The sequence below is a fragment of the Bifidobacterium sp. LCP19S3_E9 genome (assembly GCF_052121135.1).
Classification (GTDB): domain Bacteria; phylum Actinomycetota; class Actinomycetes; order Actinomycetales; family Bifidobacteriaceae; genus Bifidobacterium; species Bifidobacterium thermacidophilum.
The window spans coordinates 115263-129854 of record NZ_JBQKEV010000002.1; the positions used below are offsets into that span (position 1 = coordinate 115263).

The 14592-nt window shown below is 60.5% G+C and carries 9 protein-coding genes; 8 read left to right on the forward strand and 1 reads right to left on the reverse strand.

Going from position 1 to position 14592, the window contains the following annotated elements; genetic code table 11:
• Positions 1-30 precede the first annotated feature (30 nt).
• Positions 31-2676, forward strand: coding sequence for an excinuclease ABC subunit A (locus ACTQYB_RS01390; protein ID WP_441481993.1), 2646 nt, complete (start codon positions 31-33; stop codon positions 2674-2676).
• Positions 2677-2759: 83 nt separating this feature from the next.
• Here ACTQYB_RS01390 and ACTQYB_RS01395 read toward each other — a convergent pair whose 3' ends face one another.
• Positions 2760-3746 (reverse strand): YdcF family protein, encoded by a 987-nt coding sequence (locus ACTQYB_RS01395; protein ID WP_240932187.1) that lies wholly within the window; start codon positions 3744-3746, stop codon positions 2760-2762.
• 585 nt (positions 3747-4331) lie between these two features.
• Here ACTQYB_RS01395 and ACTQYB_RS01400 point away from each other — a divergent pair.
• The 7 genes from ACTQYB_RS01400 to ACTQYB_RS01430 all read left to right on the forward strand — a co-directional run bounded on the left by ACTQYB_RS01400 (position 4332) and on the right by ACTQYB_RS01430 (position 14514).
• Entirely contained in the window at positions 4332-4967 is a 636-nt protein-coding gene (locus ACTQYB_RS01400) for a carboxymuconolactone decarboxylase family protein (protein WP_441481967.1), read from the forward strand.
• 219 nt (positions 4968-5186) lie between these two features.
• The gene (locus ACTQYB_RS01405; RefSeq protein ID WP_441481968.1) at positions 5187-5669 is read left to right on the forward strand and encodes a flavodoxin; all 483 of its coding nucleotides are present in this window, start codon (positions 5187-5189) and stop codon (positions 5667-5669) included.
• Positions 5670-5885: 216 nt separating this feature from the next.
• On the forward strand, positions 5886-6512 hold the full coding sequence (locus tag ACTQYB_RS01410; RefSeq protein ID WP_197017455.1) for a sugar O-acetyltransferase: 627 nt from the start codon (positions 5886-5888) through the stop codon (positions 6510-6512).
• Between the two features lie 206 nt (positions 6513-6718).
• Complete coding sequence (gene gltB, locus ACTQYB_RS01415) at positions 6719-11290, forward strand: glutamate synthase large subunit (RefSeq protein ID WP_033505845.1); 4572 nt, start codon at positions 6719-6721, stop codon at positions 11288-11290.
• 1 nt (position 11291) lies between these two features.
• Positions 11292-12818 carry a glutamate synthase subunit beta gene (locus ACTQYB_RS01420; protein ID WP_033505555.1) on the forward strand — a complete coding sequence of 509 codons (1527 nt, stop codon included), beginning with the start codon at positions 11292-11294 and terminating at the stop codon, positions 12816-12818.
• 179 nt (positions 12819-12997) lie between these two features.
• Entirely contained in the window at positions 12998-13462 is a 465-nt protein-coding gene (locus ACTQYB_RS01425) for a membrane protein (RefSeq protein WP_033505556.1), read from the forward strand.
• A 557-nt stretch (positions 13463-14019) separates the two neighbouring features.
• Positions 14020-14514, forward strand: a complete 495-nt coding sequence (locus ACTQYB_RS01430) for a M23 family metallopeptidase (RefSeq protein ID WP_441481969.1) — start codon at positions 14020-14022, stop codon at positions 14512-14514.
• Positions 14515-14592: the final 78 nt, after the last annotated feature.

The window sequence follows — 14592 nt, forward strand, 5'->3', positions numbered from 1 at the left end:
ATCATGGAGGTAACTGTGAACAAACACCGGATGCCGTCATCGTCGGATAACCACAAGTCGTTCCCCGCACATCCCACGAGCGCCCAAGCGCGGGCCCACACCCCATCCCGAAAGCCCGCCGCCATCGAAGTGCGCGGGGCGCGCGTCCACAACCTGCGCAACATCAACGTGGACGTGCCGCTCGGCACAATCGTGGGCATCGCCGGCGTCTCCGGATCGGGCAAATCATCGCTCGCGCTCGGCGTGCTGTACGCGGAAGGTTCACGCCGCTACCTCGAATCCCTTTCCACCTACACGCGCCGGCGCATGACGCAGGCCGAACGGGCGGACGTGGACGACGTGCGCTACGTGCCCGCCGCGCTCGCATTGCACCAGCGCCCCGGCGTGCCAGGCATCCGCAGCACCTTCGGCACGATGAGCGAACTGCTCAACAGCCTGCGCCTCATGTTTTCGCGCCTGGCAAGCCACCGGTGCCCCAACGGGCATTACGTCGAGCCCACCCTCGCCGTCGCCGCCATGCAGCAGATCGCCTGCCCCGAATGCGGGGCACAGGTCGAGGCGCCCGGGGCCGAGGACCTCGCCTTCAACAGTCGCGGCGCCTGCCCGACCTGCCAAGGCACCGGCATCGCGCACATCGTCGATGAATCCACCCTCGTGCCCGACCAGTCGAAGACCATCGACGAAGGCGCCGTCGTCGTATGGGGCAGCCTCATCTGGTCGCTCATGACGGACGTGTGCCGCGAGATGGGCGTGCGCACCGATGTGCCGTTCCGCGACCTGACCGACCGCGAGAAAGAGATCGTCTACCACGGGCCGATGGTCAAGAAGCACATCCATTACGTCAGCAAAAACGCGCAGCAGGACGGGGAGCTCGACTTCACCTACTACAGCGCCGTCAACACCGTCAAGAACGCGCTGTCCAAAGTCAAGGACGAGCGTGGCATGAAGCGCGTCGCCAAGTATTTAAAGGACGGCACGTGCCCCGATTGCAAGGGCACGCGTCTGAGCGAGGCGGCCCGGGCGCCGAGACTGCGGGGCATCGGGTTGGCGGACGCCACGGCGATGACGCTGAGCGATGCCATCGAGTGGGTCAAGGGCGTGCCGGATTCGCTGCCCGCCAAGATGCGCCCGATGGCAAAGAACATCGACGATTCGTTCCTCGACACGGCACGCCGCTTGATGGACCTGGGTCTGGGCTACCTGTCGCTCGACCGCGCAGGCTCCACATTGTCGACCGGCGAACGCCAGCGCGTGCAACTCGCCCGTGCTGTGCGCAACCGCACGACCGGGGTGCTGTACGTGCTGGACGAGCCGTCCATCGGCTTGCATCCCTACAATCTGCAGGGATTGCTGGGTGTGATGGACGATCTGGTTGCCGACGGCAATTCCGTAGTGCTGGTGGACCATGACACGCAGGTGCTGGGGCATGCCGATTGGATCGTCGAGATGGGGCCGGGCGCCGGTGCGGACGGCGGCAGGGTGATCGCGCAGGGCACGGTGCAAGACTTGGCGGGAGATGCCCGGTCGGTGATTGGCCCGTTCCTCGCGCGGCAAGTCGGATTCAGAGACGGGGAGCGTGCAGCGGCTGGCGGTGCAGACGTGGCGGCGGAACGCGTGCGCCCAGTGGTGCCCGAGGACATGGTGTTCGATCTGGGCACGATAGCCATGCATACCCGCGCCATTCACACCGTGCATCCGTTGGACGTGCGCATACCCAAGGGCAGGCTCACCGTCGTGACCGGCGTGTCCGGGTCCGGCAAGACGACGATGGTGCTCGAAAGTCTGGTACCGGCACTCCAAGCGATCGCGGATGCAGCGGATCCGGCCGATGTGATGTTGCCTGCGCATGTGCAGAGCATCTCGGCGCCGGGAATCCGGCATGCCAAGCTCATCGACGCCACGCCGATCGGCATCAACGTGCGTTCCACCGTCGCCACCTACGCGGGCATCCACGACGAGCTGCGCAAGGCGTTCGCACGCACAGATGATGCGAAACGGCTGGGATTCAAGGCAGGGGACTTCTCATACAACACCGGGAAGCTGCGGTGCCCCACATGTGACGGCACTGGCCAGATTTCGCTCGATGTGCAGTTCCTGCCCGATGTGCAGGTGGATTGCCCCGATTGCCATGGGTCGCGCTACGGCAAGCAGGCCGATGCGATACGACGCCCGTTCGGCGGCGCAGCCAAGGACGACGCGGTTGAATACAGCCTGCCGCAACTCATGCGCATGAGCGTGGATGAAGCACTCGAAGCGTTCGATTCCGGCCGGGGGCTCAAGCTGTTGCGCCAGCGCCTGCAGACGCTGCATGACCTGGGGCTGGGCTATCTCACAATCGGCGAGCAGACGCCCGGACTCTCCGGCGGCGAGGCGCAGCGTCTCAAGCTCGCCAGCGAGATGGGGCGCGCCCAGGACGATTCGCTGTTCGTGTTCGACGAGCCGACGATCGGCCTGCACCCCAAGGACGTGCTCACGCTGCTGGACGTGTTTCAGACGCTCATTGACCACGGTGCCACCGTCATCGTCATCGAACACGACCTCGATGTGATGCGCAACGCCGACTGGATCATCGACATGGGTCCGCTCGGAGGTGTGCAAGGCGGGCGTATCGTCGCCCAAGGCACACCGGACGATATCCGTCGCAATCCCGACAGCCTCACCGGCAGGTTCCTCTGAGGCGGGGCACGGCTGGCAAGGCAAAACTGGCGGCTGGTGGCGGGTGATGCCGGCGAGGCGGGTGAAGACGGCGGGCCGGCCGGTCAGCGCTTGATCAGATATTTGGCTTCCGCGAAGGACTCGCGCACCATGTTGTTCAGAAGCATGTCGCGTGGGGAGCCCGCCGCGATGCCGTGCACATCCGTGTACCCCTGGTCATGGGCGATGTGCAGGGAGCGGAATACGTGGAAATCGTTGGTGACGATGCCGATGGATGGTTCGGACGCGGCGCTTCCGGCGCTGCCTGTGTTGCTGGCGCGGTCGATGATCATGCGGCTGTTGCGCAGGTTCTCCACAGTCGTGGTGGAATCGGGCTCCTCGATGATGCGCGACGCATCGATGCCGGCGTCATGCTCAAGATAATCCGCCATTCCCCGCGCCTCCGCATACGGTTCATTGGGACCCTGCCCGCCCGAGACGATGCACGTCGTGTCAGGGTTTGCACGCAAGTATTCGGCGGCCCTGTCAAGGCGATAGCGTAGCACGAGGCTGGGGGAGCCTTGGTGGACCTGAGCGCCCAGCACAATGATGTAATCAAGGTTCCGGTCGCCTTCGTCGCGCATATGAGAAGCAATGGCGGCTTGCGACACGCCAAAACCGCACAGTGCGACGCATAGCACGATGCCGATGGGAATGCGCACCGCATTGGGCAGCGCTCGCCACCAATGGAACCAGATCGCCGCAGCCCACACGCCGAGGGCGAGCGCAAAAGCCACCCAGAACAGCCAGAATGACGTGCCGGTGTGCGTGTTGTAGACAGCACGGGCGTACCACAGGCTGGCGAGCGCGCCGATGCTCACAATCGCCGTCGCCACCTGACGCAGAGGGAAGTGAATGTGCGAAGCGGCTGGGTTGGTGGCGGTCGCGGCGGTGTCATTGGCGGATTCGGTGGTTGTGGTTTTGGCATCGGTTGAAGCGCCGGTTGCGGTGGCGGTGCTGGTGGTGTCGGTGTCAGCTTCGGTAGCGCCACCTGTTGAATGAGGATCGTGTCGGTTGTCTTGCGGGTCCCCGGACTGGAGTTCATTCATCATGGATCGTCCTTCAGCGGTTGTCTGTGGCGGATTGCCCTTGGGCAGTCTTGCGTGCCGCGGGTCGCGTTCTATGCGTAGCGTCAGCGGTGATGCAGCTCATGCCACCATGTGTATCGATTGTTGGCGAGCTTTCCCTTTTTCTTCGCTTTCCATTGTATTTCATTCCTTTTCGCTATCTCTTGTCATCTCCTTTCCCGTATCTCCTCTCTTTCTCCCCGCTTTCCCTTTTCCGCCTGCTTCTCTCATCCTCGGCGTGTCGCGCTTTGACCTCAAGTGTACTTGAAGTCCTACGGTGAAGTTATCGAAAGCAAACACGGCTGGATGCCAACCGAGAGGAGATGCGCCGCATGGAACGCTGCGCTGCGGACTGCATGACGATATAGAAGGAGACCACATCATGACGGATTCGGCATTGATCCAGAGGCCAATCTCAACAACGGGGTGACGACCAAACTCGCCGCGGAATACCTCGCACGCAGTGTCCAAACAAACCCACAGGCGCATTTGTAACAACCCGATGCAAACACAACTCAATCCACACAGGCCGAAGGGTAAGCATTCGGCCCCACTACCAAGGGGATGACAATGATCAAGCAAACAGCAGGACACGATCAGTTGGGCGATTTCTCACCGAAGTTCGCCCATTACAACGACGATGTGCTCTTCGGCGAAGTGTGGAACGACCCCACGCTCTCGCCTAAGACGCGCAGCATCATCACGATCAGCACCCTCATCGGCAAAGGCATCACTGATTCCTCGCTGACATACCATCTTCAGACCGCCCGCACCAACGGCGTGACCCGCGACGAAATGGCATCGATTCTTACGCATATCGCTTTCTACGCAGGCTGGCCGAACGCATGGGCAGCATTCCCGATGGCAAAGGAAGTGTATGCCTCCGATGCCGCGCGCGACACGGCAAAGCAGGAGGAACACGGCGGATTCTTCGGCATGGGCGAACCGAACGACGGCTACGCGCAATACTTCACCGGACGTTCCTACCTCAAGCAGGTGAGCATGCCTGACGATCCGCTGACCATCCACAATGTGACATTCGAACCTGGCTGCCGCAACAACTGGCACATCCACCATGCCACGCGTGGCGGCGGGCAGATCCTCATCTGCGTCGATGGTGAAGGGTGGTGCCAGTTCGAAGGCCAACCTGCGAAGCACATGCTTCCAGGCGACATTGTGGAGGTGCCGGCCGGAGTGAAGCATTGACATGGTGCAGCGAAGAACAGCTGGTTCTCCCATCTGGCGTTCATGCTGCCCGGCGAAGGCATGAGCAACGAATGGCTTGAGCCCGTCACCGACGCCGAATACGACGCACTCGTGGCATGACGGGCGGTTCTATCGACAGTCTGCGACCGGGATTGAACGGTTCAGGCAAACAATACAAGCGAGTCAAATGACTTAAGCGATTCAAGCATCGAGGAACAAATGAAGACATTGGTGGCGTATTTCACTGAAAGCGGTTGCACACGCCGTGTGGCACAGACCATCGCAGAGACGACTGGAGCCACGCTGCATGAACTCAAGGCGGCGCAACCATACACGTTGGCGGACCTTGATTGGCGCAATCCGGAAAGCCGCGTCAACCGTGAGGCGAACGATCCCGCTGCACGCCAGTCGGTGAAGCTTGCGGACACGTCCGTGCCGGACTGGGATTCTTACGATGTGGTGTTCATAGGCGCCCCGGTGTGGTGGGGCGCCGCCGCATGGCCGATCGACGATTTTCTCACCTCCAACGATTTCACCGGCAAGAAGCTGGCGGCGTTCGTCACCTCGGCAAGCTCCTCGTTCGGCAACGAATCCGAAGTCAAAGGCATGGCGAAGCACGCCCAGTGGCTGGTCGGCAAACGCTTCCCGTCCTCCGTGTCAGCTTCTACAGTCAAATCCTGGGTCGATTCCTTGGCGTTGTAGCCAGACAATCAGCCGCCCATAATATGGACGCATGGCAGCCATATGCCATAGGTGTATCGTGGCGGCATATCGCACAGTTGGCTCAAGTGCGTTTGATGCCAACCCGCGACACTCCATGATGTCCGCGCACGTGTCCGATGACCCATCGCCTTGGGTAGTATGGCATCGCTGGAATACACAGACCCGCCTTATCAGGCGGCGGAAGCGGAGCGAACCATGGTCGAGAATACGATGAATCAACACGAACGGATGCTGGCGGGACTGCCATACAAGGCATGGTTGGACGGACTGCCTGAAGCCCGTCTCGAATGCCGGCGCAAATTGTATGTGCTGAACACCATGGCACCGGATCTTCGTGAAGACGGCGTGCCTCGGGTAATCAAAGACCTCTTCGGCGGCACAGGGGAGCGGGTCTGGGTTGAACCGCCATTCCATTGCGATTATGGGTCAAATATCACCGTTGGAGAGGATTTCTACGCCAACTTCAATCTCACGATCCTCGATGTCGGGAATGTGACGATCGGCTCGAACGTCATGTGCGCGCCGAATGTGTCCATCTACACCGCCGGGCATCCAGTCCACCCGGACAGCCGCAACTCCGGCTATGAGTACGGGATCCCGATCACCATCGGCGATAACGTATGGCTTGGAGGCAATACGATCGTCCTGCCCGGCGTGACGATCGGCGACAACGTTGTCATCGGCGCGGGCAGCGTCGTGACCAAGGACATCCCTTCAAACGTGATCGCCGTAGGCAGCCCGTGCCGTGTCATTCGCGAGATCACCGACGCCGACCGCGATTACTACTTCAAGGATCGCCGGTTCGACGTCACCGATTACTAATACTGACTGATCTGGCGCATCGGCGATTCACGCCTCGGATATGTGGCTGCATCACAAGGATTCCGTGCCGATCTGAATGTGGGGCTTGACTTTTTGAGGTCGCCGGTATATGGACAAACAACGATATTTGACCTGTCTGCGCTGTAACCTGTGAGGGCAGTGTATTGGGTCGCAGGCATTGTCCTGCCTAAAGAGAGGTGGTTTCGGTGACGTTCAAAGCTCCGCTAGATTTGACGGTTCATCGCCCGGAAGGCATGTATGACCCTTCCCAAGAACATGATGCCTGCGGTGTCGGCATGGTCACCACGTTGAACAAGCGTCCCGAACGCAAGATCGTCGATGACGCCATCGAAGTGTTGGTGAACCTCAATCATCGCGGTGCGGTCGGTGCCGAGGAGAACACCGGTGACGGTGCCGGCATCCTCATGGCCATGCCTGACGAGTTCATGCGCGCGACCACCGGCGTGGAGCTGCCCGAAGCCGGGCATTATGCCGCGGGTATCGCGTTCCTGGATCGTGATATCGCGACATCCGGCCAGCAGGAGCAAGCCATCGCCAAGATCGTCAACGAGGAAGGTCTCGAAGTACTTACGTGGCGCGTCGTCCCGACGAACCCGGACGGTCTGGGATTGCAGGCTTTGGCATCGATGCCTTCGTTCAAGACGCTGGTGGTAGCCGACCCGGAGAACAAGCTTTCAGGAATCGACCTCGACCGCAAGACCTTCCGCATCCGCAAGCGCGTCGAGCATGAGGTCGGCATCTATTTCGCATCCCTGTCCGCCCGCACCATCACCTACAAGGGCATGCTCACCACCATGCAGCTGACCGGGTTCTTCCCGGATTTGCTTGACGAGCGCATGAAGACGACTATCGCGATTGTGCATTCACGTTTCTCGACGAACACCTTCCCGAGCTGGCCGTTGGCCCAGCCGTTCCGCCTGATTGCACACAACGGAGAAATCAACACCATCCAGGGCAACCGTAACTGGCTGTCCGCCCGCGAAGGCAGGCTGAGCTCCGAGCTGCTCGGCGAATTCAAGCCGTTGCTTCCGATCGCGACCCCCGGATATTCGGATTCGGGCACCTTCGACGAGTGCTTGGAACTGCTGCATCTCGCCGGACGCAGCCTCCCGCACGCTCTGCTCATGATGCTCCCGCCGGCTTGGGAGAACGACGACACGCTCGACCCTGACGTCAAGGCGTTCTACGAATACAACAACACACTGATTGAGCCTTGGGATGGCCCGGCGGATATCGTCTTCACGGACGGCACACTGGTCGGAGCCCAGCTCGATCGCAACGGATTCCGCCCCGGCCGCTGGCAGGTCACAGACGACGGCTACCTGGTTCTTGCATCCGAGGCTGGTGTGCTCCCGGAAATCAGCCAGGACCATATCGTCGCCAAGGGCCGTCTCGAGCCTGGAAAGATGTTCCTTGTCGACACCAAGGCTGGCCGCATTATCCCTGATGACGAAATCAAACATGAGCTTGCCTCGCAGCATCCATACCGTAAATGGATCGAAGGCAATTCCGTCGAGATGAGTCAGCTGCCGGTGCGCGAGCACGTCAGCCACTTCGGCCAGTCCGTCCAGCGTCGTCAACGCGCCTTCGGCTACACCGAAGAGGATTTGAAGCTGCTGCTCGCCCCTATGGCGAACACCGGCAAGGAACCACTCGGATCCATGGGCTCAGACACGCCGCCGGCTGTCCTGTCCAAGCGCAGCCGCATGCTGTTCGACTACTTCACCCAGAAATTCGCCCAGGTTACCAATCCTCCGCTGGATTGGGAGCGCGAGCGTATCGTCACCAGCCTTGAATCGGCGATTGGCCCTGAAGCGAATCTTCTGCAGGACACCGAACTGCATGCCAAGAAGATCCTCATCCCGCTGCCGGTCATCGATTCGGACCAGATGGCGCAGCTCAAGCGCCTTGACAAAGCCAAGATCCTCGGCGGGTTCTACAAGCCCTTCGTCGTCCGTGGCCTGTATCAGGTCGCAGGTGGCGGCAAGGCACTGAAGGAGCGCCTCGACGAAATCTTCCAGGAAGTCGATGACGCCATCGGACAGGGCAAGAACTTCATTGTGTTGTCCGACCGCGAATCCGACCATACCTGGGGTCCGATCCCGTCTCTGCTGCTGACGAGCGCTGTGCAACACCACTTGCTGCGCAAGCACACGCGCACCCAGGTCTCGCTTGCCGTGGAAGCCGGCGATGTTCGTGAAATCCACCATGTCGCGCTGCTTATCGCATACGGCGCCGCATGCGTGAATCCATACCTCGCCTTCGAATCGGTCGAGGAGCTGGCACGCAACGGCTATCTCAAGGTCGATGCCCAGACGGCCGTCAAGAACCTCATGCATGCGCTGTCCACCGGCGTGCTCAAGATCATGAGCAAGATGGGTGTCTCCACGATTATGAGCTACCGAGGCGCGCAGCTGTTCGAAGCCGTCGGCCTGAACAAGGAAGTCATCGACGAATACTTCACCGGCACCACTTCGCGTGTCGGGGGAGCGGGACTTGACGAAATCGCCGAAGAGGTGGCGATCAGGCACCGTGTGGCGTACCCGAACCAGTGGACGAGCCGTCCCCACCGCAATCTGCGCACCGGCGGCGATTACAAGTGGCGTCGCACCGGTGAGGACCACCTCAACGACCCCGAAGCGATCTTCCTGCTTCAGCAGTCCACCCAGCGCGGTGATTACAACCTGTTCAAGAAGTACTCGGCGCATATCAACGACACTTCGAACCGTCTCATGACACTGCGCGGGCTCATGAAGTTCAAGCAGACCCGCAAACCGATTGATATCTCCGAGGTCGAACCCGCAAGCGAAATTGTCAAACGCTTCTCTACAGGCGCGATGAGCTACGGCTCCATCTCGCAGGAGGCGCATGAGACGCTTGCCATCGCGATGAACACCATCGGGGCGAGGTCGAACTCCGGTGAGGGTGGCGAATCCGACGACCGTATCAACGATCCGCTGCGGTACAGCCGCATCAAGCAGATCGCTTCCGCGCGCTTCGGCGTGACCAGCGATTATCTGGTGCACGCCACCGATCTGCAGATCAAGCTCGCGCAAGGTGCCAAGCCTGGCGAGGGCGGCCATCTGCCGGGTGCCAAGGTGCCGCCGTGGATTGCGAAGGTCCGTCATGCCACACCTGGTGTCGAGCTGATTTCCCCGCCGCCGCACCACGACATCTATTCCATCGAGGATCTCAAGCAGCTGATCAACGATGCGAAGATGGCGAATCCGAAGGCGCGTATCCATGTCAAGCTCGTCTCCGAATTCGGTGTCGGCACCATCGCCGCTGGTGTGGCCAAGTGCCATGCAGATGTGGTGCTCATCTCCGGCAGCGACGGCGGTACGGGCGCGGCTCCGCTCAACGCCATCAAGCACGCCGGTACGCCGTGGGAGATCGGTCTGGCCGAAACCCAGCAAACGCTGGTACTCAACGGTTTGCGCTCCCGCATCGTCGTCCAGTGCGACGGTGAGCTCAAGACCGGCCGTGATGTGGTGATCGCAGCGCTGCTTGGAGCCGAGGAATTCGGCTTCGCGACAGCCGCCCTCATCACCGAGGGCTGCGTGATGATGCGAGCATGCCAGAAGAACACCTGCCCGCAAGGCATCGCGACCCAGGATCCGGAATTGCGCGCGCGCTTCCGCGGCAAGCCTGAATACGTGATCAACTTCTTCATGTACATCGCACAGGAGGTCCGCGAAATCCTGGCACAGCTCGGTTTCCGGACGCTTGAAGAGGCCGTCGGCCATGTCGAGTGCCTGGATCAGAACGAAGCAGTCGCGCGCTGGAAGTCCGACGGCATCGATCTGAGCAATGTGCTCATGCAGCCCGGCCCTGTTCCCGGAACGATCCTTCATCAGACCATCGAGCAGAACCACGAATTGGACAAGGCGCTGGACAACAAGCTCATCGAGCTTGCGCAACCTGCCCTTGAACATAAGGAACCGGTTCGTATCGATATGCCCATCCGCAACGTGAACCGTACGCTCGGCACCATGGTCGGCTACGAAATCACCCGCCGTTACGGTGCCGAAGGCTTGCCCGACGACACCATCGACATGACCTTCCACGGTTCGGGCGGCCAGTCCATCGGCGCGTTCATCCCGCGCGGCGAGACTATTCGCGTCTACGGTGAGGTCAACGATTATGCGGGCAAGGGCCTGTCCGGCGGTCGCATGATCATCCGTCCGGAGCATGACATCACCTTCAATCCGCACACCAACGTAATCGCCGGAAATGTGACCGGTTTCGGCGCGACCTCAGGCGAGATGTTTGTCGCCGGACGTGCAGGCGAACGATTCGCCGTACGTAACGGCGGCGCCACCTTCGTGGTCGAAGGCGTCGGCGACCATGGCTGCGAGTATATGACCGGCGGTGTCGTCGTGGTGCTCGGTTCAACGGGCCGCAACTTTGGCGCCGGCTTCTCCGGCGGCAACGCATACGTGCTCGATCTGGATATGGATCAGATCAACCCGGATGCACGCAAGAGCGGCGCATTGCTGTTCGAATCGTTGGAAGGCGCCGACGAGGAGCTCGTCCACAGCTTGGTCAAGCGGCATGCCGAGGAAACCGGCTCTGCGTTCGCCCAGAGCCTGCTGGACGACTGGGAGCACACCCGCACACGCATCACACATGTGACGCCCAAGCACTACGTCGCCATGACCAAGGCGATGGAACAAGCCGAAAAGAACCACGTCGACTTCAACGCCCCCGGTGCGTGGGAGCACGTATACGAGCAGGTCATGGAAGGAGCACACTGACATGGGAGATCCAAGAGGATTCCTGAAGGTCCGCACCCGTCGCGAGCTTGCTGAGCGCCCGGTCGAAGAACGCATCAAGGATTGGCTTGACGTTCACGCGGAAAGCGGTTTGCAGCCTTGGACCACACAGCAGGCTGCACGGTGCATGGATTGCGGCACGCCGTTCTGCATGAGCGGATGCCCGCTGGGCAACCTCATCCCGGAGTTCAACGATCTGGTTCGTCAGGAGAAGTGGGAGGACGCCTACAACCGGTTGTCTATGACCAACAACTTCCCCGAAGTCACCGGCAGAATCTGCCCGGCGCTGTGCGAGCAGGCATGCGTGCTCGGCATCCATCAGCCGCCGACCATGATCAAGAACGATGAGGAAACAATCATCGATCAGGCGTGGGCGCTCGATTATGTCAAGCCCATGCCACCTGAACGTCTGACTGATATGACCGTTGCGGTCGTCGGATCCGGCCCTTCGGGGTTGGCTTGCGCCCAACAGCTGACCCGTGCAGGCCATACGGTTGTCGTCTACGAGCGTGACGACGCAATCGGCGGACTTATGCGCTACGGCATCCCGAATTTCAAGCTCGACAAGCGTCTGCTCGACCGCAGAGTCAAGCAGATGGAGGCCGAAGGCACCCGATTCCGCACCAACATCGAAATCGGCAAGGATCTCAGCTGGGACGAGCTTCGTGACCGTTACGATGCTGTCGTGGTAGCTATCGGTTCGACGGTCCCGCGCGATATGAAGTTGCCGGGCCGTGAGCTTGACGGCATCCATTTCGCCATGGAATTCCTGCCTGATGCGACTCGACGCGTCTACGGCGTGGAGCCGGTGCACGACATCACCGCGAAAGACAAGCATGTCGTGGTCATTGGCGGCGGCGATACCGGTTCCGACTGCTTGGGAACCGCAATACGCCAAGGTGCGAAGGACGTCACCGTCCTGCAGATTATGCCGAAGGAACCGTCCTCAAGGCCGGACAATTCCCCGTGGCCGACGTATGCACGCACTTACCAGAAGACCTCGTCGATGGAAGAGGGCGGCACGTACCTGTACAACGTGGATTCCGTGGAATTCGAAGATGCGGACGCCGACAAGGTGACCGTCGAGAACTCCGCGACCGCATCCGCGTTCCTCGCGGACGAGCGCGGCCATGTCACCGGTCTGAAGATCGTGGACGTGGCTCCAGGCGAGAACGGGCCGTTCACTCGCCAGCCCGGAACCGAGCGTGTCATCCCAGCAGATCTGGTTCTGATTTCCGTCGGGTTCCTGCATCCGGACACCTCTTCAATCATGGAGCAGATGCCGGTCGAACTGGACAAGCGTGGAAACGTCGCCCGCAATGACGATTTCGCCACTTCGCAGGATGGCGTCTTCGTGTGTGGCGACGCCGGCCGTGGCCAGAGCCTCGTCGTCTGGGCGATTTCCGAAGGCCGCAGCTGCGCGGCCGCCGTTGACCGGTATCTCACCGGATCAACCGAGCTGCCGGCACCCATCGTGCCGACACAACGCCCGATGATGCTGCCCCGCTGAAACGGGGAGCCCACTCATGATGGCGGATGGAATCAGGCAATACCCCGATTCTATCCGCCATCAGGTTCTTCACAGTCTGTACGAGTCACCTGGCATAGCCGGCTCAACGGAGTCGCAAATGGTACCTTGGCAGGCGAGTACACTAGTGACCGATAACCCAACAACGCGAAGGGAGCGAAATGCCGAACCGAGCAGAGCGTCGCGCAGCAGCGAAGCGCAGCAAGCAGAACAAGGGAGTGCCTCAGCAGGCCAACGAAGCACAAGGTGGTAATCGTAGCGGACTCGTCGACGAGTACGCCCTGCAGGAACGTTCTCGCCATCTCGAAGAGCATGAGCAGGAGGGCGAGTGGAAGCCCTCTTCCAGCGTTCAAAAAGAGCGCCACGAAGACGAGGATATCACGCTCAACAACCCCAAAGTAAGCCATACCCCGCATTCAGTGCGCCAGGTATTGCGCATCATCACGTGGACGCTGATTCTGCTGTGCGCAATCTCATTCCTCGTCATCATGTGGATTCCGTCCGTGCCGATGTGGCTGATCATCACCATCGCCTCGGTCTTCGCCGTCGCGGTCATCAGCCTGTTCTTCGTCGCGGGCAACTCGAAGGACAATCCCAATCTCGACGCGAATGGATGCGCGATCTGACAGATCGCCATATATGATTGGCCAATCCGCAGCCGATCAAGGTTCCGGCCCGGCGTATGTTGTATACGCCGGGCCGTGTTGTATACCCCCTGCGTATGCCCCGCAACTTTTGACCACATGTACCGCTGCGGCTTGTCCCGATTGCGGCAATCATGGCACGATGCACTCATATACTTCAGCACAACGTGACAGCACAACGCATCATCACAGAGAACGGGGGTCTCATGTTCATATCGAAGCCTATTCCTAAACCCACTTCGCAGTTCATCTCGACGTTCGCCCGAATCGTTTGCATCCTCATCACGTGCAATGTCATTGCTTTCCCGGCGCAAGGTTCGCATTCGGGGATTTCCGAAACTTCAATCCCCAGCGATCCCACACCGCAAAATCCGGACATCGTGTCGGTGACCGGACTCGCATCGTGCAGGAGCAACACCGAAGCAGTGAACCAGAGCACGATATCAACCCGCATCACAACATATCAACCCACTGCAGCCGATATGACGGCATCCGCCGAAACCGGCAGGAACCCCAATCGATCCCCAGCGGGATCGTCAGTGACAACCTCGTCAGCGCAAATGTCCGATATCCGCAACAGCAATACGTCAAACTCCGGCGCCGCCCGCCAATGCCGTGCGCGGATGGTGTTACCGGTCGCCGACGCTCACATTTCCAAGGCCTTCGACCGTCCGTCCATGCGCTGGGCCACGGGACACAGGGGAGTGGATATCACGGCCGGCACTGGCACTGCCCTCATCGCGCCCGATGATGGCGTCATCGCCTTCAACGGAACGGTCGCCGGCAAGGACGTGATCAGCATCAAGCACGCCGACGGGCTGACATCAACATTCGAACCGGCGCACAGCGACTTGGAAACCGGCGATCCGGTTTTCAGAGGTCAACCTTTTGGTGTCGCCGATGGGTTGTCCGATCATTGTCTTGATTTCTGCGTCCATTGGGGCGTCATGGATGCGTCCGACGACTATCTTGACCCGTCAACGTTGATTCTGCCCAGAACCATCGCGCTCAAACCTGTACAGGTCGGCGATTGAAGCCCTCGCGAGGAACATCGGATCAGACATCGCAGCCGTGACAGCAGACTTGCAGCCATACCCACCCGGGCGAAAAAC

What these genes read in the sequence shown, in the direction of transcription:
- ACTQYB_RS01395 (WP_240932187.1), bottom strand. Translation starts at nt 3,746, where the DNA reads ATGATGAATGAACTCCAGTCCGGGGACCCGCAAGACAACCGACACGAT.
- ACTQYB_RS01420 (WP_033505555.1), top strand. Translation starts at nt 11,292, where the DNA reads ATGGGAGATCCAAGAGGATTCCTGAAGGTCCGCACCCGTCGCGAGCTT.
- ACTQYB_RS01400 (WP_441481967.1), top strand. Translation starts at nt 4,332, where the DNA reads ATGATCAAGCAAACAGCAGGACACGATCAGTTGGGCGATTTCTCACCG.
- ACTQYB_RS01405 (WP_441481968.1), top strand. Translation starts at nt 5,187, where the DNA reads ATGAAGACATTGGTGGCGTATTTCACTGAAAGCGGTTGCACACGCCGT.
- ACTQYB_RS01390 (WP_441481993.1), top strand. Translation starts at nt 31, where the DNA reads ATGCCGTCATCGTCGGATAACCACAAGTCGTTCCCCGCACATCCCACG.
- ACTQYB_RS01410 (WP_197017455.1), top strand. Translation starts at nt 5,886, where the DNA reads ATGGTCGAGAATACGATGAATCAACACGAACGGATGCTGGCGGGACTG.
- ACTQYB_RS01425 (WP_033505556.1), top strand. Translation starts at nt 12,998, where the DNA reads ATGCCGAACCGAGCAGAGCGTCGCGCAGCAGCGAAGCGCAGCAAGCAG.